The following is a 19,503-nucleotide window of genomic DNA, read 5'->3' on the forward strand; positions in this document are numbered from 1 at the left end:
GGAGTCGGAGAATGAACAGGAAAAAAGGTCTGTTGACAGTCGCCGCGTTTACCGCGCTCGGCGTATTATTTTTCGCCATTTCCGGTGGCTTTGTCACTAAATTGGGAACGGAGAACCAGGCACTACCCGGGGAGCCGCTTGCCGGTCGTGAAACTGTCAAAGTCAGTATGACGCAAATCCCGGTTCAGCAAAGTTACACCGGAACCATAGTGGCAGATCAGCAAGCGACATTGTCGGCCCGTCTCACTGCGCAGGTGGCTGATGTGCTGGTGGATGTGGGGGACAAGGTTAAGGCTGGTGATATTCTGTTACGACTGGACAACCTGGATCTGGATGCGAGAGTACGGCAGACCGAGCAGGCACTGGCCAGTGCACAGGCACAACTGAATGTTGCCCGAAAAGAATATAACCGGATGCAGTCGCTGATGGCGCGGAAACTGGTGGCACAATCACAACTGGATAATGCCCTGAGTACGCTTCAGACCGCGCAGGCTGAATTGAAACGGCAGCAGGCATCGTTGGAAGAAGCACAAACCACTTACGGCTACAGCATTATTGCGGCTCCTTTTGATGGAGTCATTACCCAGAAGAATGTACACAAAGGGGATATTGCATCCCCCGGCGTTGCCATGCTGAGTTTGTATAATCCGCAAACGCTGATGCTGGAAAGTTCGATACCGGCCAGCGAGCGGCATTTATTGCAACTGGGCCAGCGGTGGCCGATGGTATTGCCTGCTCTCAAACAGGAACTGGAAGGGGAAATAAAAGAGATCACGCCGGCATCCGATACCGGGTCACGCAGTGTGATTGTTAAACTGGCTTTACCCTTATTCGCACTTCAGCCGGAAAGGCAGCTTTACCCCGGGATGTTTGGCCGGGTGACAATTCGAACAGGTGAACAGGCTGTATTGCTGATTCCACAATCAAGCCTCTATCGTATCGGACAGCTGCAATATGTGAAAATTGTTGAAGAGGAAAGAGTCGTGCCCAGGCTGATAGAAACACGCCCGTATAAGGCCGACAGTGTCGTTGTGCGTAAAGGCCTCACTGTAGACACTGTGTTACTCACTCATCCCGGTAAAATGGCAAACTAACACCAGCCAATCCTTCCTGAGCTATTTCTGGTAAGTCATAAACCACCACTCAACGGCAGCCATAATTGGAATCTAAGATTTCAATTGTGGTTGTTGTGATTTGTACTTCAGCTATATAAGTTGCTACTTGACCAAACAAAATAAGGGTATTCATTGGATGAATACCTGACATGCAGGGATATATCGTTTTTTGGAGTACGATAAATGAACAATCAGTCTGCGGGATGCGCACAGCTTCCTGTCCTCAGTCATACCTCTCATCGCGTAGCGAACGCTTTTCTTTACACTTTTCCTTCCAAAAGTTTCCAGTTTTACGGTCGCGTATCTGCTTTACAACTTGGTCAGTTTTTTAAATAACCACCTATACTGATCGTTGCTGTATTTTTTATACATAAAAATCAGTCACTTATATAAATATTAATGGATTGTCGCGTCATTTATTGGCGGCGAGCAGACACAACAGAAGAGATAGCATTGTGAAACTGAAGTTACTTGGAAGTTCTCTAATCATTGCAGGGACTGCACTTGGTGCAGGTATGTTAGCCATCCCGATGGTACTGGCCCAGTTTGGTCTGGTATGGGGCACATTGTTTATGGCGATGATCTGGCTGGGTACAACCTATGCAGCCTTATTGTTGCTGGAAGCCAGCATTAAAGCTGGTGGCGGCCTTGGTATGAATACCATAGCCCGTAAAACGCTGGGTAAGGGCGGTCAACTGGTCACGAATGGCCTGTTATATGCCTTGTTAGTGTGTTTGCTGATGGCGTATATCATCGGTGCCGGGGATTTGCTCAACAAACTGTTGGCAGGTGTGAATGTTGAAGTCAGTAATACACAGAGCCAGATAGCTTTTACCGTGATTGCCGGTGCAGTGGTGGCGGCTGGTACAGCTGTTATCGATAAAATCAACCGTGTGCTGTTTGCCATTATGGTGGTGATGCTGGGTCTGACTCTGCTTTCATTGGTTCCGGGTATTTCTCTGGATAACCTGATGACTGCAACCAGTGACAGCAAAGTGGCTCTGGTTAAAACCAGTTCAGTCCTGTTCACCAGCTTCGGCTTTATGGTGGTGATTCCTTCTCTGGTTACTTACAACAAAGACGCCAGCCATACTGAGCTGCGTAACATGGTGATCTTTGGTTCATCGATTCCGCTGGTTTGTTACCTGTTGTGGCTTTATGCAGCAATGGGCAACCTAAGTGCAGAACAAATGGTTGATTTTGCAAGTGTTTCTGAGCTTATCTCCGCATTGGGTGCACAACACAGCATGATCAAAGTCATTCTGTCGGTCTTTACCGGCCTGGCACTGCTGACGTCTTTCCTGGGGGTGGCAATGGCACTGTTTGATCAGAACCGCGATATTTTACGCCAGAACCGAGCTGTCACTTATGTCGTCACTTTTATTCTGCCATTGGTTGGCGCCTTGGCCGCGGCGGACAAGTTCCTGGCTGTACTGGGTTACGCGGGCATCATTCTGGTATTCCTGGCCATTTTCATTCCGATGGCAATGACAGTGAAACTGCGTGGACAGGATGAATCAAACTTCATGGTAGATACCAACGGCATGATCTATCAGGTAGGCGGTGGCCAACTGGCTATGGGACTGAGCTTCCTGTTCGGGTGTTTTCTGCTGGGTGCCGAGTTGATCTAACTGGGCGATAAAACCTAACAAAATACTAACAAAAAGCATCGTGGAAAGAGGCGTTTACCTTAGGTAAACGCCTTTTTTATTGGCTTGGAGTGGCAAGATGCGACCAAACAAAATTGCCGATAGAAATCTCAGTGACCAAACAAAGATTCCATGCTGCTTTTGGAGTACTTTAGGGAATAGGGTAAAGCAGCAAATCCAATGGCAGTGATAATACAAACTTTCATATGGTGCGGCTATACCCTGCGCAAACATCGATTTAGAGGTAAAATCTCAAAGTGTAAACTTAAAAATACACCATTGATCTTGGTTGTGACCCTGTAAAAGAGGATAAATGAGATAAACGTGCTACAGCCTAAAAAGGCAGGTTTTTACCTCGCATCAAGGTAGATAAGGCTTTAAAAATACGAGTATAGTGAAGGCATAAGACACAAAAGGATAGAAAGCATGTTCTGGAACAAGGCTGAGGGCGTTGCTGCCCGTGCGCTGGCCCTAGGTGAGCTGATGCCGATCACTACTGAGGCTCTGGTCATTGAGGAAGACAATATTCGCTTTTTGGGCCATGTTGTGACGGCCAATGCGGGGAAAAAGCCGATTGCGAGTAAAGCCTCGATTGATAGCCAAGCAAAAGTGAACCCGTTTTTACCTTATGAACCTGATTTGTATGTCGCCGAGGCCGGTGAAAACTATGTGTGTCTGCTAAATAAGTTTCCTGTGCTTTCACCCCATTTGCTGATTTGCTCCAAAGCGTTTATCCCTCAGGTTTCCGCACTGACGATCGCGGATTTTGAAGCCTGGATACTCGGGTTTGATGAGGACGACGTACTGGGCTTTTATAATTGTGGCCCTGTCGCCGGAGCCAGTCAGGCTCATCGTCATATGCAGCTGGTTAAAACAGACATCCCGCTAGCAGCGAGGATTAAAAGCGGTCAGTTACCTTTCAAACACGAGCGTTATCTGATGGATGCGTTTGATGCCTGCACTTTACATAAAATGTATTTACATGCTCTGGCGGCTTTGGATATTGGGCCAGATGCCAAGGGGGAATGTCGACCATATAACCTGTTATTGACCCGGGAATGGATGTTAGTACTGCCACGCACTACCAACAATATTGAAGGTGTGTTTGCAAACGGTATTAATTACAGCGGCCGTTTCCTGGTTAAGCGAGAGGAGCAACTGGCATGGCTGAAAGAATATGGTCTGATGAACTACCTAACCCATTGTGGCGCTGTCAGCGAGATCTAGTCAGTAAAGCGAAATGCCACTCTATATCAGCTCGATATCAATCAGAAAGCACAAATGTGCTGATTTATGACCTCCGGCAAACCCGGGCGGACAAATGTCCTCATCCTTTCAAACAGGTGCTGTTTACAATAGCACCTGTTTTTATTCCAATAACAAAAGGGTAATGAGATGGACTTGACCGCTTTTTTTGATATCAACAATACTCTGGTAACTATCCCTATAGGTGGTGGTTACGCGATGTCGTGGATCGAAGCGATTGGTACCGTATTCGGTTTACTGTGCATTTGGTACGCCAGTCAGGAAAAAACCATTAATTACCTGTTCGGGTTAATTAATGTCACGCTTTTCGCCATTATTTTTTATCAAATCCAGTTGTACGGCATCCTGTTGCTTCAGTTGTTTTTCTTTTGCGCCAATGTGTATGGCTGGTATGCGTGGACCCGACCTGCTTCTGATACAGGGGAGCGGTTGGAGGTTCGTTGGTTGAGCAAGCAGAAGCTGCTGGGAACCGCAGTAATCAGTGCGTGTTCTATCGCTTTACTGACACTCTATATTGATCCGTTTTTTGCGATGCTGGCTAAACTGGCCGTTAATACACTCAACCTGTTTGGGGCTGAGTTAGCTCATCCAGTCTTGGAACCGGATGCGTTTCCGTTTTGGGATTCGACCATGACGGTATTGTCGGTTGTAGCACAGATCCTGATGACTCGTAAGTACGTTGAAAACTGGATCCTATGGGTGGTGATTAACGTAATCAGCGTTGGTATCTATGCGGCACAGGGTGTGTATGCCTTGTCTCTGGAATACGCGATTTTGCTATTTATTGCAGCAAACGGTACCCGAGCCTGGATGAAAACGGCGAAACAGAACCAAGAAAAACAACCCTCGCAACAGGCGGCGCCTGAGGCTTCGGTATGACTATGAGTAAACAACCCCATATCGCAGTTAGTGCTGAGCAGGTATCGGAACGTGTGATTGTCTGTGGTGAGCCTGATCGGGTCAACCGTATTGCTGCCTTGCTGGATAATCCTGAATTACTGGCTGAAAACCGCGAATACCGTGTGATGCAGGGACAGTATCAGAACACAATGATCACCGTATGCAGTACTGGAATTGGCGCACCGTCAGCACTTATCGCGCTTGAAGAACTGGTGAAGTGTGGTGCCAGGTATCTGGTTCGGGTAGGCTCAGCCGGGGCGTTGCAACCAGATATTGGGTTAGGAGAGGTGATTGTGGCAGAAGGAGCGGTCCGGGACGAAGGGGGCTCGAAAGCGTACGTTGACGCCGGATTTCCTGCAGTGGCTAATCCACACTTGTTGGTTGCTCTGGAATCGTATCTGCAGCAAAGTGGCGCTGTGTTCCACCGGGGAATCGTTCGTTCTCATGATAGTTTTTATACCGATGAGGAAGAGAATATCTGCCGCTATTGGCACCAGAAAGGCGTGCTTGGCGCAGACATGGAAACGTCGGCACTTTTAACGGTGGGTAAGCTGCGGGGGCTGAAAGTGGCATCAATACTAAATAATGTGGTGCTTTATCAGCAGGATGTCCAGGAAGGCGTGAGCCAGTATGCCAATGACGATGACCAATTGATGCGGGGTGAACAAATTGCCGTTAAAGCGGCCCTGCATGCGTTGGTTTCGCAGCCTTAGTGGCACGAGATTAGTGGCATGAGATGAGTATAAGCCTGCTGACTTTTGAAAGCAGAATGCTCCGCGAAGCGAATAAGTTGCCGATTTGCTCTGCTATAGCGGCTTAACGCTGGTAAAAATAAGCCTGACTCTGTGTCGGGCTTTCTTTTTATCTGGCGTGTTTTTCCAGGCCGTTTATGGTCATGAACAAAAATCACAGCTTCCAATGCATTCCCCTCGTGCTGAATTTTTTGTTTCTTTCCCTTATGTGTTTCTCTCCTCTGTTTTGATTTATTTTGTCTGGTTTTTATTTTGACTGCTTGAGTTCCGAGCTATGAAGGGCTAGGGCTTGAGGTAAGCGAGGTAGTGATTGTGACCGACTGAGATCATTGTGCCAGCGGAGTGGTTTCGCTAGCATGCAAAGTATCTTTTCTACAAATATTCATTTGCTGTGTATCTATGCAATTAAAACCTTATTCAACAGGGCGGTTTACTGAGCATTTAAACTCACTTTATCCTGCATTTCGTGAGGCGTTTTATCGGTGCCGTATTGCCAGCCAGTATTTCCAGTCAGGTGATGTGCTTCTAAGACAGGGACAGGTAGTAGAGAGCCTGTATCTTGTGTCTGGAGGGAAGGTCTCCATCAACATGTCTGCGGTGAACGGACGCCGTTTTCAGCTGGGGGAAGTTGATTGTGATTACCATATTTTTGGCGAAATGGAATTATTTAACGGTACCCTTTGCCAATGGAGTGTGGTAGCAGAAGAGCAAATTGAAGTGGATGTTATCAGTCTGCAGGCGGTCGCCGACTTACTGACTGAGCGCCCTGAGTTTTCACTGTTTTTTGCCAGTGCACTGGCGTTTGATTATCAGGATTCACTGGCAATATCGACTCATCGCCTTTTGCACCCAATTACTTATAACATTGCTTATGACTTATGGCATCGTCAGCAGGAAAGTGTATTGCTAGGTGCGTTTGAAAAATCCGGGCTTGAAGCAGAGCGGTTTGGCACATCTAGTCGGGTTTATCGCCGGGCAGTCAAAGAGCTGATAGATAAGAATCTGATAGAAAAGCAGGGCCAGGAACTTAGAGTGAAGGATATGGCAGCATTAAAGCGATTTCTGGATACCTTTGAATAGCGGTGAAAGAAAGGAGGCTGAGTCGTTATTTGTTCTTTAGCTTGGCATATCAGTCATTTTAAGCCTTGGTACCTTATGTTTTGTTGCCAGTATTAACCTGACTGCTTGGACTGCTTGGACTGCTTGGACTGCATGAGTGCACATGCCATGAAGGCGGGTTCGAAACGCAACGAGACTATCATTCAGACAAAGAAAAACCCGGTTGCCGAAACAACCGGGTTTTTTAACACTTAAAGTAATTTAACAATTACTTCTTAGCGTTTTTCTCTTTCTGAGCAGCGATTACTGATTCAGCAACGTTCGCTGGACATGGAGCGTAGTGTGCGAACTCCATAGAGAACTGACCACGACCAGAAGTCATTGTACGCAGAGAACCGATGTAGCCGAACATTTCAGACAGAGGTACGTCACCTTTGATACGTACGCCAGTCACGCCAGCTTGTTGGTCTTTGATCATACCACGACGACGGTTAAGGTCACCGATTACGTCACCAACGTGATCTTCAGGAGTGAACACGTCAACGTGCATGATTGGCTCTAGAAGCTGTGGACCAGCTTTAGGCATAGATTGACGGAATGCACCTTTCGCTGCGATTTCAAATGCGATTGCAGATGAGTCAACTGCGTGGAAGCCACCGTCGAACAGCTCAACTTCAACATCAAGAACAGGGAAGCCCGCTAGAGGACCAGTGTTCATCATGCCTTGGAAGCCTTTTTCTACTGCAGGCCAGAATTCTTTAGGAACGTTACCACCAACAACTGTTGATGTGAACTTGAAGCCTGAACCTTGCTCGCCTGGCTTGATGCGGTAGTCGATCTTACCGAACTGACCAGAACCACCAGACTGCTTCTTGTGCGTGTAGCTGTCTTCAACTGGCTTAGTGATAGTCTCACGGTAAGCAACCTGTGGCTGACCAACAACCAGGTCAACGCCGTAAGTACGCTTCAGGATGTCTACCTTGATGTCCAGGTGAAGTTCACCCATACCTTTCAGGATAGTTTCGCCAGTTTCTTCATCAGTCTCAACCTGGAATGATGGATCTTCTGCAACCATCTTACCGATCGCGATACCCATCTTCTCAGAACCGCCTTTGTCCTTAGGAGCAACAGCGATAGAGATTACTGGTACTGGGAAGATCATTGGCTCAAGAGTACATTCGTGCTTAGGATCACACAGAGTGTGACCAGTCTGAACGTTCTTCATACCAACGATAGCGATGATGTCACCAGCTTGTGCTGAAGTCAGCTCGTTACGGTCGTCCGCTTGCATCTCAACCATACGGCCGATACGCTCAGTCTTACCAGTAGCGGCGTTCAGGATAGTGTCACCCTTAGCCAGTTTACCAGAGTAGATACGTACGAAAGTCAGGGCGCCGAAACGGTCATCCATGATCTTGAACGCAAGTGCGCGGAATGGTTCGTCTGCAGATACAGTTGCAACTTCACCAGTTGCCTCACCAGTTTCTTTGTCAGTCAGTGGCTGAGGATCAACTTCTGTTGGAGCTGGCAGGTAGTCAACAACTGCGTCCAGAACAAGCTGGATACCTTTGTTTTTGTACGCAGAACCACAGAAAGTAGGGAAGAACGCCAGGTCACGAGTACCTTTACGGATACAACGCTTCAGTTCTTCGATAGAAGGCTCTTGACCTTCCATGTAAGCTTCCATCAGGTCGTCGTCCTGCTCAACAGCAGTTTCAACAAGCTCTTCACGGTAAGCTTCAACTTCGTCAACCATGTCAGCTGGAACGTCTTGGATTTCGTAGTTTTCTGGCAGACCAGAGTCATCCCAAACGTATGCTTTACGGTTCAGGATATCAACAACACCTACGAAGTCTTCTTCACGGCCGATTGGCATAGTCATAACTAGTGGAGTCGCGCCAAGTACGTTTTTAACTTGATCAACTACGTTGAAGAAGTCCGCACCCATACGGTCCAGTTTGTTAACGAAGATCAGACGAGATACGTTTGATTCGTTCGCGTAACGCCAGTTAGTTTCAGACTGAGGTTCAACACCGCCTGAACCACAGAATACACCGATACCACCGTCAAGTACTTTCAGAGAACGGTATACTTCAACTGTGAAGTCAACGTGTCCCGGAGTATCGATTACGTTCAGACGGTGATCGTTCCAGAAACAGCTCACTGCTGCAGACTGGATTGTAATACCACGCTCTGCTTCCTGCTCCATAAAGTCAGTAGTAGAAGTACCGTCGTGAGTATCACCGATCTTGTGGATCTTACCAGTCAGCTTAAGGATACGTTCAGTAGTGGTAGTTTTACCCGCATCAACGTGCGCGAAAATACCAATGTTTCTGTATTTAGATAAATCTGTCATTGTTTTTCTCTATAAACAATTACTGTCACTATTCGGTGGGGGAGTATATCACTGATTTAGACAAACATGACATAGTTCATTTACGATAAAATGAACATTTGCTTGTTTTTGCTCCGTCTTTTCAGGATTTACGGCTCAAACGCTCAATAAATCCACTGGGATATCTGCCATAACATTTTGTGTTATCTGGCATGTGCAATCCTACTCCGTGCTGACATGTGAGTGTTTTCCATCGCTTGATGGCCTGTTTAACAGGCAGCATGATGCCGTAAATCCACTTTTATCAGCGAATCGACCCATTGCCGTCACTTTACAAATCGGCTTAATTCTAGCTGTTATCCGCTTTGCCTACCAGTCGTGAAAGCAGCAGTTTTTCGGCGTCATCATATATTCATGCTATGTATCACTGAAACCATGCAACCCGAGACTCTTGCTGGGTATTACTGCTGGCGTCATGCCCCTATAAGACAAGAAACTTCCTGTGTTTGCACCTCTGTTTACCTGTGACAAGCTGGTTTTTCAGAAGGCCGAAAAGGTACGTGTTCACCCGGTTTTATACGTAACCTACGGTAAATGGATGTTTCAGACTGTAAGAATGAAAGGAAGAGAAAACGCAGAGAACACCGGCGGAATTTGTCGGTTTCCGGATCGTAGCCTATCGTAAAAATATACCAAGTTGACTTTTTCTGACGTTTAAATCTGGCCGTAAATGAAGATGTTGTACCGGCTTGTTTGTTTACGAGGCGGCAAAAACAGCTTGTCAGGTCAGGTCATGTACAGGGAGGGATGGATGTTAAAGACCACCTTGGCGGTATTGATGATAGGCTTGCTGACCGGTGCCGCACAGGCTGACGTCATTGAATCTCGTGCTCTGGTTGGGTTTGGCACCGCCAAATACCCGCCGGACTTTACGCATTTTGATTATGTGAATCCACAGGCCCCCAAAGGCGGCAATGTAGTCTATGCCGAGGTCGGGACCTTTGACAGTTTTAACCGCTATGCCTCGCGGGGGGTGTCAGCCGCTGGCAGCGACACCATCTACGATACCCTCTTTTATTCTGCCGCCGACGAAATTGATACCGCCTATCCTCTGATTGCGGAGAAAGTCAGGTACAGTGATGACTATGCCTGGATGGAGGTCGATATCAATCCGGCCGCCCGTTTCCATGACGGGCACCCGATAACCGCTGAGGATGTGGCCTTTACGTTCGATAAATTTATGGCGCAGGGAGTTCCGCAGTACAAGGTTTACTTCAAGGATGTTAAATCGGTTATCGCCAAGTCCACACTGACTGCCCGTATCGAGATGACCAAACCGAATCGCGAGATTCTGTTGGCGTTGGTGCAGGGAATGAATGTATTACCGAAGCATTATTGGCAGGATAAAGATCTGAGTGAGCCGCTGAACACTCCACCTCTGGGCAGCAGTGCTTATAAAATCAGTGACTACAAGCCGGGACAAAGCGTTTCCTACACCTTGGTGCCAGATTACTGGGCCAAAGATTTACCGGTTAATGTGGGGCGCAATAATTTCGAGACTGTCCGGTATGACTACTACCGGGATGAAACTGTCACCCTAGAGGCATTCAAAGCCGGGGAATACGACATCCGGGAAGAAAACGTCGCTAAATTCTGGGCCACCCTGTATGAAGGCCCCAACTTTGACAAAGGCTTTATTGTAAAAGAAGAAATTCCGCATCAGATACCGCAGGCGATGCAGGCGTTTGTCTTTAATATTCAGCGTCCGGTGTTCAATAATCCGAAAGTTCGCGAGGCACTGTCTTATGCCATGGACTTTGAGTGGATGAATAAGGCCCTGTTCTATGAGCAGTACACCCGGACCCGCAGTTATTTTCAAAATACCGACTACGAAGCCAAAGGGTTGCCGTCTGCCGGTGAAGTGGCTGTTTTAGCCCCGGTCAAAGAGAAAATCCCGGAAAGGGTGTACGCCGAGGAATACCAGCCGCCGATGACCGATGGCTCTGGCCGTATCCGTTCCCAGTTGCGTACTGCGCTGGTACTAATGAAAGAAGCAGGATGGGAGGTGCGGGATAAGGTGATGACTAACGTGAAATCCGGAGAGCCATTCACCTTTGAGCTGCTGATGTACAGTCCGTCGACAGAACGTATCGCGATTCCGTTTCAGAAAAATCTCAAGCTACTGGGGATAGATATGCGGCTGAGGACTGTCGATACCACCCAGTATATTAAGCGGGTACGCGATCGGGATTTTGACATGGTGTCTTCTGGCTACAGTGCAAATGCTTACCCCAGCCCTAATTTGCTGATCGCCTGGAACAGCAAGTTTTTAGACAGTACTTATAACACTGCCGGGGTCACGAATCCGGCTATCGATTACCTGACTGAACAGATTGCCGAGAATCAGGAGAACCCGGACAAGTTACTGGATTTGGGACGGGCTCTCGACAGGGTGTTGCAGTGGAATTTCTACGTCATTCCGCAATGGCACATCAGTCAGTTTCGGGTCGCCAGCTGGGATAAATTCTCGCGGCCAGCCATTCGACCCAAATATGCGCTCGGTAAAGATACCTGGTGGGTTGATCCCGCCAAAGTTGCCAAGCTACCGGAAAAACGGCGCTAGCGTATGACCGCATATATTATTCGGCGCTTATTGTTGGTGATTCCGACCCTCTGGGCGATCATCACCATTAACTTTTTTGTGATCCAGATTGCGCCCGGCGGGCCGGTGGAGCAGGCTGTGGCGCAGTTGGAAGGGCACGGCTCCGGTATCATGGAGCGCTTTTCCGGTGGCGGGAAAGAAGTTGGCGCGCCCGAGCCGGCAGAAAAGGCATCCGGTTATCGCGGTTCGCGCGGGTTGGATCCGGAAGTGGTGGAGGCGATAAAAAAACAGTTTGGTTTTGATAAGCCGCTGCATGAGCGTTACTTCGACATGCTCAAAAATTACGTCACCTTCAATTTCGGAGACAGTCTGTTTAAGGGCGGAAATGTCATCGATCTGATTATTGAGCGGCTGCCTGTGTCGATTTCGCTGGGGTTATGGAGCACCCTCATCATTTATCTGGTCTCAATACCGCTCGGGATCACCAAAGCTGTCCGGCACGGCTCCCGGTTTGATGTCTGGAGCAGTGCGGTGGTGATCGTCGGTTACGCCATTCCGGGCTTCCTGTTTGCCATTTTGCTGATCATTTTTTTTGCCAGCGGCAATTACGTCAGTTGGTTTCCGCTGCGGGGGCTGGTGTCTGCCAACTTCCACGAGCTGGCCTGGTATCAGCAAATTGCTGACTACTTCTGGCACCTGACGTTGCCCATCCTGGCCATGGTTATAGGGGGATTTGCCACGCTGACCATGCTGACTAAAAACTCCTTTCTCGATGAAATTAATAAGCAGTATGTCGTTACCGCCAGGGCGAAAGGGCTGGACGAACAGCGCATCTTGTATCGGCATGTGTTTCGTAATGCCATGCTGATTATCATTGCTGGGTTCCCGGCGGCTTTTATCAGTATTTTCTTTACCGGCGCGATGCTGATTGAAGTCATGTTCTCATTGGAAGGCATTGGGTTACTGGGCTTTGAAGCGACGATTCAACGGGATTATCCGGTGGTCTTCAGCTCGCTCTATATCATGACGCTGCTCGGCCTGTTGTTGAATATTATCTCGGATATCACTTATACCCTAGTGGATCCACGCATTGATTTTGAGGCACGCTGATGGCTGTGAACCCTCTGACAAGAGAGCGATGGGCGCGCTTCCGGGCACATAAACGCGGCTACTGGTCAATGTGGTTTTTTCTGTTGCTGTTTGTCGTCAGTCTCTTCGCAGAGTTTATTGCCAACGACAAGCCGCTGTTGATTCGGTATCAGTCGGCGTGGCTGTTTCCTGTTTTTACCGCGTATCCGGAAACCCGTTTTGGAGGAGAGTTTCAGTCTGAGGCTGACTACACCGACCCTTATGTGGCGGAGTTAATAGAAGCCGATGGCAAAATCTACTGGCCGCTTATCCGCTTTAGCTACGATACCATCAACTATAACCTGGAGGGACCGGCACCTTCGCCGCCGGATCATGTGAACTGGCTCGGCACTGATGATCGGGGGCGGGATGTATTGGCCAGAATCATCTACGGGTTTCGAATCTCCGTTCTGTTTGGATTTGCGCTGACCATTATCTCCACCATTATCGGCGTGATTGTCGGCGCGTGCCAGGGCTATTACGGAGGCTGGACAGATTTATTCGGTCAGCGGTTTATTGAAGTCTGGTCGGGGATGCCGACCTTGTTCCTGTTGATTATCCTGTCCAGTTTCGTCGAGCCGAATTTCTGGTGGCTGCTGGGGATCATGGTGCTGTTTAGCTGGATGGGACTGGTTGGGGTGGTGCGGGCGGAATTTTTGCGCTGCCGGAACTTTGATTATGTGCGGGCGGCACAAGCGCTGGGAGTCGGTGACGGACGCATCATGCTGCGGCATATGTTACCCAATGCCATGGTGGCATCGTTAACCATGATGCCGTTTATTCTGAGTGGCTCGGTGACTACATTGACGTCACTGGATTTTCTGGGGTTTGGCTTGCCAGCCGGCTCCCCTTCATTAGGGGAGCTCTTGGCGCAGGGGAAAGCCAACTTGCAGGCTCCCTGGCTGGGATTGTCTGCTTTTGTGGTGTTGTCGCTGATGCTGAGTTTGCTGGTGTTTGTCGGTGAGGCGGTACGCGATGCCTTCGACCCCCACCATCAAAGTTAATTCATGGCAGCGATAAACTATGTCAGATGAGAATTATGACCAAAGCACTGTTAACGATTAAAGATCTGTCGGTCGGGTTTCAGAGCGGCAAAACGGTGTCGCAGGTAACGGACAATGTCAGTCTGACCTTGCGGCGCGGCGAAACGCTGGCTCTGGTGGGGGAGAGCGGGTCGGGAAAATCGGTAACGGCCAATGCCATCTTGCGGTTGTTGCCCAAAGCCAGTGCCCGGTATCTGTCCGGGGAGGTGCTGTACGACGGGAAAAACATGCTGCACTGCAGTGAACGGGACATGCGTCAGTTACGCGGCAATTATATCGGCATGATTTTCCAAGAACCGATGATGTCACTTAACCCGTTACACAAAATTGGTCGCCAGCTGTGCGAAACCTTGGCCATTCACCGCGGTATGCGGCCACAGGCCGGAGAAAAGCTGGCACTGGAGTGGCTGCAGAAAGTCGGGATACGCGATCCGGAGAAAAGGCTGCAGGCTTATCCTCATGAGTTGTCCGGCGGTGAGCGCCAGCGCGTGATGATTGCAATGGCACTGATTAACGAACCGGACTTACTGATTGCCGATGAACCAACCACAGCGTTGGATGTGTCGGTGCAGGCACAGATTTTGGACTTGCTGAAAAATCTGCAAAAAGAAATGGGTATGGCGATGTTGTTTATTACCCATGATCTCAGCATCGTGAAAAAAATTGCCGATCGGGTCGCGGTCATGCAGTTGGGCAAGGTGGTGGAAATCAACAGCCGCAGCGAGATTTTTGATAACCCGCAAGATCCTTACACCATCAAACTTATCCATTCCGATCCTTCCGGTTCACCTGTGCCGGTGAAGGGGAATGCTGAACCGGTCTTCGAAATCGAAAAACTGCGGGTCTGGTTTCCTATCAAAGGCGGCGTTCTTAAGCGGGTACAGGATCATATCAAAGCCGTGACGGATGTGAGTTTTGTGCTGCGCCGCGGGCACAGCGTTGGTTTGGTCGGAGAGAGCGGGTCGGGTAAATCGACCACAGGGATGGCGATTTTACGGTTGCTCAGCAGCGAAGGTGTGATCCGGTTTGATGGTCACGAGATTTCTCGGTTAGGTCGCAAAGGTATGCTTCCGTACCGGAGTAAAATGCAGGTGGTATTCCAGGATCCTTTTTCGGCGCTTAATCCGCGGATGTCTGTTGCGCAGATCATCGGTGAAGGGCTGAAAGTACACCTTGCATTGTCCTCAGAGGAGGAAGACCGGGTAATCTGTGAGGCGATGCGCGAGGTCGAGCTTGACCCAGAAACTCGCCACCGATACCCGAATGAATTTTCCGGCGGGCAGCGTCAACGCATTGCGATTGCCCGCGCGTTAGTATTAAAGCCTGAATTTATTTTGCTCGATGAGCCGACTTCATCGCTGGATCGCACGGTTCAGTTTCAAGTGCTGTCGCTTTTAAAATCCCTACAGGAAAAATACGGGCTCAGTTACCTATTTATTAGCCATGATTTAAGTGTGGTTAAATCTTTATGCCACTACACGTTAGTCTTGAAAAACGGGCAAGTTGTGGAGCAGGGGGACACGGAAACCTTATTTTCACAGCCGCAACATGCTTATACCCGCCATCTTGTCTCTTTATCGACCACTTAGGTGGTAATACCTGCCACGTCAGTCTAGGCATACAGTCAGTTCTGCCGCATAATGGGGCGCCCAAAAGGCGCAAATGTCACTGCCGACTAAAATATGAGCAGATTTAGATTTTACCTATCGCTCTCATAGGTAAAATCGACTGTTACTTTTTTTTCTTAGTGATAACATTCGCAACACTAATAAAATGAATTACTTGTCCTGATGGATTCAGGCGAGTGGGAAAGCATTATGATTAAGCCTGAAAATAATTGTATCGTCATCTTCGGGGCGTCAGGGGATTTGACCCAACGCAAATTGATCCCAGCCTTCTACCACCTCTATGCGAACGGATTGCTATCTGAAGAGTTTGCAATTTTAGGGGTAAGCCGCACACACTACTCGGATGAGGAATTCCAGCAAAAGCTGAAAGCGTCCCTTACCGCGAACGAGAAAGTGGATCCGGAAACACTTGATGCTTTCTGTCAGCGTCTGCACTATCAAGCCATTGATACTTCAGATGTTGAAGATTACGCCAATCTTAAAAATCGTCTTGAAGATATTGAACAGGCTTATCAGACAGGCGGCAACACCACCTTCTATCTGGCGACACCGCCAAGTCTTTACAGCGTGATCCCGCAATGTCTAGCTCACTACGGTCTGAATACAGAAGATCATGGTTGGAAGCGCCTCATTGTAGAAAAGCCGTTTGGTTACGACCTGGCGACCGCTAAGCAACTCGACAAAGACCTTCACGCTCACTTCCAAGAGCACCAAATCTACCGTATCGACCACTACCTGGGTAAAGAAACCGTTCAGAACCTGCTGGTATTCCGTTTTGCCAACGGTATGTTCGAGCCGCTGTGGAACCGTAACTTTATTGATTACGTTGAAATCACCGCTGCTGAATTCCTGGGCGTGGAAGAGCGTGGCGGATACTACGACGGTGCCGGTGCGGTACGTGACATGTTCCAGAACCACCTGCTTCAGGTGCTGGCGATGGTTGGCATGGAACCCCCTGCCGCTATCAATGCAGACTCCATGCGTGATGAGGTCATGAAAGTCTTCAAGAGCCTTAAACCGCTGTCTGAAACTGATCTGCATAACAACCTGGTACTTGGTCAGTACACCGCTTCTGAGGTTCGTGGTGATCATCTGATCGGTTACCGTGAAGAACCGGGCGTAGCGGAAGATTCCCGTACCGAGACTTACGTTGGCCTGAAAATGTTTATCGACAACTGGCGTTGGAACGGCGTTCCTTTTTATGTCCGTACGGGTAAACGTTTGCCAACACGGGTGACGGAAGTGGTGATCCACTTTAAAAAGACCCCGCACCCGGTATTTGGCGCTAACGCACCGGAAAACAAACTGATTATCCGTATCCAGCCGGATGAAGGCATCCTGATGAGCTTTGGCCTGAAAAAACCAGGTGCGGGCTTTGACGCGAAAGAAGTGTCGATGGATTTCCATTACGAAAGCCTGGAAGAAACCCATATGCTGACAGCGTATGAGCGTCTGCTGCTGGACTCAATGAAAGGGGACGCCACCCTGTTTGCCCGCTCAGATGCCGTGAACGCCTGTTGGCAGTTTGTTCAGCCGATCCTGGACTACAAAGAAAATCCTGAGCACCTTTACGGTTATGCTGCAGGTACCTGGGGACCCAAAGAAGCAGACGAGCTTCTGGCGCGTGATAATCGCGAATGGCGTTTCCCATGTAAGAACCTGACCAATACGGATTATTGTGAACTATGAGTAAGATGAACTACCACGTTTTTGACAGCTCACAGCAGGTTGTTGAAGCGCTGGCGAAAAGCATGCAGGAATACAGTGAACTGGGCCGTCCGGTTCATATCTCCCTGTCGGGGGGCAGCACGCCTTCGCAGCTGTTTTCGTTCCTGGCAGCCTCTGCTTACGCCACCTCTATCAACTGGCAGAACCTGCACTTCTGGTGGGGCGATGAACGTTGCGTGGCACCTGAAGACGAGCAGAGTAACTACGGTCAGGCGAAAGCCCTGTTATTTGATCACATCGAGATTCCGGCGCAGAACATTCATCGCATTCGTGGCGAAGAATTTGCAGCAACGGAAGTAACGCGTTTCGCCGAAGAGATGCTGGACGTCATTCCACACAAAGACGGTGTGCCTGAGTTTGACTGGATTCTGCTGGGTATGGGTACCGATGGCCACACGGCGTCTCTGTTCCCGGGCCAGACTGATTACGAGTCCAAAGAGATTGCGATTATTGCGGCTCATCCGGAATCACGTCAGATCCGTGTGTCGAAAAGCGCCCACCTGCTGGCACACGCCAAACGTATTACCTATTTGGTACTGGGTGCAAGTAAAGCCCCGGTCATTAAAGAAATTGCTGAACAAGCCCCGGCTGCAGAGCAGTATCCTGCAGCAAAAGTCATCGCGAAAGATGGCATTACCGAGTGGTATTTAGATTCAGAAGCAGCCAAAGAGCTGGCATAAGGAGAAGTTAGAATGAAAGCTGATATTGGTGTTATCGGACTGGCAGTAATGGGTCAGAACCTGATCCTGAATATGAACGATAACGGGTTTAAAGTGGTTGCCTACAACCGTACCGTTGAGAAAGTGGAAGAGTTCCTGAACGGTGCAGCAAAAGGCACCAACATTGTCGGTGCAACTTCTCTTGAAGATTTGGTGAGCCAACTGGCAACGCCGCGTAAAGTCATGCTGATGGTGCGTGCAGGTGATGTGGTGGATCAGTTCATCAACAACCTGGTTCCTCTGTTGGATGAAGGCGACATCATCATTGACGGTGGTAACACTAACTACCCTGATACTAACCGTCGTGTTGCGGCACTGCGTGAAAAAGGTATCCGCTATGTGGGTGCCGGTGTATCAGGCGGTGAAGAAGGCGCGCGTTTCGGACCATCTATCATGCCGGGCGGCGATCCTGAAGCATGGCCACACGTAAAACCGATTTTCCAGGCGATTGCTGCGAAAACCGACAAAGGTGAAGCGTGTTGTGACTGGGTAGGTAATGACGGCGCTGGCCACTTCGTGAAAATGGTTCACAACGGCATCGAATACGGTGACATGCAGCTGATCAGCGAAGCGTACCACTTCATGAAAGAAGGTCTGGGTATGTCTCACGATGAGATGCAGCAGATCTTTGCTGAGTGGAACAAAACTGAGCTGGACAGCTACCTTGTAGAAATCACGGCTGAAATTCTGGGTTACAAAGACGAAGACGGCGAGCCGCTGGTCGAGAAAATTCTGGATACCGCAGGCCAGAAAGGTACTGGTAAGTGGACAGGCATTAACGCCCTGGATCACGGTATTCCGCTGACACTGATCACTGAATCTGTGTTTGCGCGCTGCCTGTCTTCTTTGAAAGATCAGCGTGAAGAAGCCGAAAAGCTGTTTGATAACCCAATCAGCCACATCGACGGTGACAAGGCTGAGTGGTTGGACGCGCTGCGTCAGGCACTGCTGGCGTCAAAGATCATCTCTTACGCACAAGGCTTTATGCTGATCCGTGAAGCGTCAGAATCTAACAACTGGTCACTGAACTACGGTAACGTAGCGCTGATGTGGCGTGGTGGTTGTATCATTCGCAGCGCATTCCTGGGTAACATCCGTGATGCTTTTGATACGAATCCTGAGCTGGCATTCCTGGGTCTGGACCCATACTTCAAAGATATCCTGCAAGGCTGTCTGCCAGCATGGCGTAAAGTGGTCGCGAAGTCATTTGAAGCAGGCCTGCCAATGCCATGTATGTCTTCTGCCCTGACGTTCCTGAACGGTTACACCACTGCTCGTCTGCCAGCGAACATGCTGCAGGCACAGCGTGACTACTTCGGTGCGCACACTTATGAGCGTACTGACAAGCCACGTGGTGAGTTCTTCCACACCAACTGGACGGGTAAAGGCGGTAACACGGCATCGACAACGTACGATGTGTAATTAATCCTCAGGATTGATTTTACCCTCAAAAAGCGCAGGCCCTGGGTCTGCGCTTTTGTCATTTTTGACCCATTTCACTCATTCCCCAATCATTATCTCGTTAAAATCCCTGCACTTTTTATAAAAAAGACAAGCAAAACCCTGTCATCACTGACTT

14 protein-coding genes are annotated in these 19,503 nt (G+C 49.0%); 13 read left to right on the forward strand and 1 reads right to left on the reverse strand.

Annotation, left to right across the window (positions count from 1 at the left end; translation table 11 throughout):
• Window positions 1-11: 11 nt before the first annotated feature.
• From C9I92_RS13225 to C9I92_RS13250, 6 genes are all read left to right on the forward strand, one after another.
• Window positions 12-1,094, forward strand: a complete 1,083-nt coding sequence (locus C9I92_RS13225) for an efflux RND transporter periplasmic adaptor subunit (RefSeq protein ID WP_047883550.1) — start codon at window positions 12-14, stop codon at window positions 1,092-1,094.
• Between the two features lie 476 nt (window positions 1,095-1,570).
• A complete protein-coding gene (locus C9I92_RS13230; protein WP_047883551.1) occupies window positions 1,571-2,746 on the forward strand; it encodes an amino acid permease in 1,176 nt (391 codons plus the stop codon).
• 444 nt (window positions 2,747-3,190) lie between these two features.
• Window positions 3,191-3,991 (forward strand): DUF4922 domain-containing protein, encoded by an 801-nt coding sequence (locus C9I92_RS13235; RefSeq protein WP_047883552.1) that lies wholly within the window; start codon window positions 3,191-3,193, stop codon window positions 3,989-3,991.
• 168 nt (window positions 3,992-4,159) lie between these two features.
• Window positions 4,160-4,909, forward strand: a complete 750-nt coding sequence (gene pnuC / locus C9I92_RS13240; RefSeq protein ID WP_047883553.1) for a nicotinamide riboside transporter PnuC — start codon at window positions 4,160-4,162, stop codon at window positions 4,907-4,909.
• A gap of 2 nt (window positions 4,910-4,911) precedes the next feature.
• Window positions 4,912-5,643 carry a nucleoside phosphorylase gene (locus C9I92_RS13245; RefSeq protein WP_047883554.1) on the forward strand — a complete coding sequence of 244 codons (732 nt, stop codon included), beginning with the start codon at window positions 4,912-4,914 and terminating at the stop codon, window positions 5,641-5,643.
• Window positions 5,644-6,081: 438 nt separating this feature from the next.
• The gene (locus C9I92_RS13250; protein ID WP_047883555.1) at window positions 6,082-6,762 is read left to right on the forward strand and encodes a Crp/Fnr family transcriptional regulator; all 681 of its coding nucleotides are present in this window, start codon (window positions 6,082-6,084) and stop codon (window positions 6,760-6,762) included.
• A gap of 247 nt (window positions 6,763-7,009) precedes the next feature.
• Here the strand turns inward: C9I92_RS13250 and fusA are convergent, their stop codons facing one another.
• Window positions 7,010-9,097 (reverse strand): elongation factor G, encoded by a 2,088-nt coding sequence (gene fusA / locus C9I92_RS13255; RefSeq protein ID WP_047883556.1) that lies wholly within the window; start codon window positions 9,095-9,097, stop codon window positions 7,010-7,012.
• 790 nt (window positions 9,098-9,887) lie between these two features.
• On the opposite strand from fusA, the gene C9I92_RS13260 reads away from it, so the two are divergent.
• The 7 genes from C9I92_RS13260 (at window position 9,888) to gnd (ending at window position 19,346) form a co-directional block, all read left to right on the forward strand.
• Window positions 9,888-11,699, forward strand: coding sequence for an extracellular solute-binding protein (locus C9I92_RS13260; RefSeq protein WP_047883557.1), 1,812 nt, complete (start codon window positions 9,888-9,890; stop codon window positions 11,697-11,699).
• Between the two features lie 3 nt (window positions 11,700-11,702).
• Window positions 11,703-12,788 carry a microcin C ABC transporter permease YejB gene (locus C9I92_RS13265; protein ID WP_047883558.1) on the forward strand — a complete coding sequence of 362 codons (1,086 nt, stop codon included), beginning with the start codon at window positions 11,703-11,705 and terminating at the stop codon, window positions 12,786-12,788.
• Complete coding sequence (locus C9I92_RS13270; protein ID WP_047883559.1) at window positions 12,788-13,810, forward strand: ABC transporter permease; 1,023 nt, start codon at window positions 12,788-12,790, stop codon at window positions 13,808-13,810. Before C9I92_RS13265 ends, C9I92_RS13270 begins: the two co-directional genes overlap by 1 nt.
• 35 nt (window positions 13,811-13,845) lie before the next feature.
• Window positions 13,846-15,438: an ABC transporter ATP-binding protein gene (locus tag C9I92_RS13275; RefSeq protein ID WP_047883560.1), complete on the forward strand. Its 1,593-nt coding sequence runs from the start codon at window positions 13,846-13,848 to the stop codon at window positions 15,436-15,438.
• A 228-nt stretch (window positions 15,439-15,666) separates the two neighbouring features.
• On the forward strand, window positions 15,667-17,166 hold the full coding sequence (zwf, locus tag C9I92_RS13280) for a glucose-6-phosphate dehydrogenase (RefSeq protein ID WP_047883651.1): 1,500 nt from the start codon (window positions 15,667-15,669) through the stop codon (window positions 17,164-17,166).
• Complete coding sequence (gene pgl, locus C9I92_RS13285) at window positions 17,163-17,885, forward strand: 6-phosphogluconolactonase (protein WP_047883561.1); 723 nt, start codon at window positions 17,163-17,165, stop codon at window positions 17,883-17,885. Before zwf ends, pgl begins: the two co-directional genes overlap by 4 nt.
• A 12-nt stretch (window positions 17,886-17,897) precedes the next feature.
• Window positions 17,898-19,346 carry a decarboxylating NADP(+)-dependent phosphogluconate dehydrogenase gene (gene gnd, locus C9I92_RS13290; protein WP_047883562.1) on the forward strand — a complete coding sequence of 483 codons (1,449 nt, stop codon included), beginning with the start codon at window positions 17,898-17,900 and terminating at the stop codon, window positions 19,344-19,346.
• Window positions 19,347-19,503 lie beyond the last annotated feature (157 nt).

Source organism: Photobacterium ganghwense (assembly GCF_003025595.1).
GTDB lineage: Bacteria > Pseudomonadota > Gammaproteobacteria > Enterobacterales > Vibrionaceae > Photobacterium > Photobacterium ganghwense.

What these genes read in the sequence shown, in the direction of transcription:
- pnuC (WP_047883553.1), top strand. Translation starts at nt 4,160, where the DNA reads ATGGACTTGACCGCTTTTTTTGATATCAACAATACTCTGGTAACTATC.
- zwf (WP_047883651.1), top strand. Translation starts at nt 15,667, where the DNA reads ATGATTAAGCCTGAAAATAATTGTATCGTCATCTTCGGGGCGTCAGGG.
- C9I92_RS13225 (WP_047883550.1), top strand. Translation starts at nt 12, where the DNA reads ATGAACAGGAAAAAAGGTCTGTTGACAGTCGCCGCGTTTACCGCGCTC.
- C9I92_RS13275 (WP_047883560.1), top strand. Translation starts at nt 13,846, where the DNA reads ATGACCAAAGCACTGTTAACGATTAAAGATCTGTCGGTCGGGTTTCAG.
- gnd (WP_047883562.1), top strand. Translation starts at nt 17,898, where the DNA reads ATGAAAGCTGATATTGGTGTTATCGGACTGGCAGTAATGGGTCAGAAC.
- C9I92_RS13270 (WP_047883559.1), top strand. Translation starts at nt 12,788, where the DNA reads ATGGCTGTGAACCCTCTGACAAGAGAGCGATGGGCGCGCTTCCGGGCA.
- fusA (WP_047883556.1), bottom strand. Translation starts at nt 9,097, where the DNA reads ATGACAGATTTATCTAAATACAGAAACATTGGTATTTTCGCGCACGTT.
- C9I92_RS13235 (WP_047883552.1), top strand. Translation starts at nt 3,191, where the DNA reads ATGTTCTGGAACAAGGCTGAGGGCGTTGCTGCCCGTGCGCTGGCCCTA.
- C9I92_RS13250 (WP_047883555.1), top strand. Translation starts at nt 6,082, where the DNA reads ATGCAATTAAAACCTTATTCAACAGGGCGGTTTACTGAGCATTTAAAC.
- pgl (WP_047883561.1), top strand. Translation starts at nt 17,163, where the DNA reads ATGAGTAAGATGAACTACCACGTTTTTGACAGCTCACAGCAGGTTGTT.
- C9I92_RS13265 (WP_047883558.1), top strand. Translation starts at nt 11,703, where the DNA reads ATGACCGCATATATTATTCGGCGCTTATTGTTGGTGATTCCGACCCTC.
- C9I92_RS13245 (WP_047883554.1), top strand. Translation starts at nt 4,912, where the DNA reads ATGAGTAAACAACCCCATATCGCAGTTAGTGCTGAGCAGGTATCGGAA.
- C9I92_RS13260 (WP_047883557.1), top strand. Translation starts at nt 9,888, where the DNA reads ATGTTAAAGACCACCTTGGCGGTATTGATGATAGGCTTGCTGACCGGT.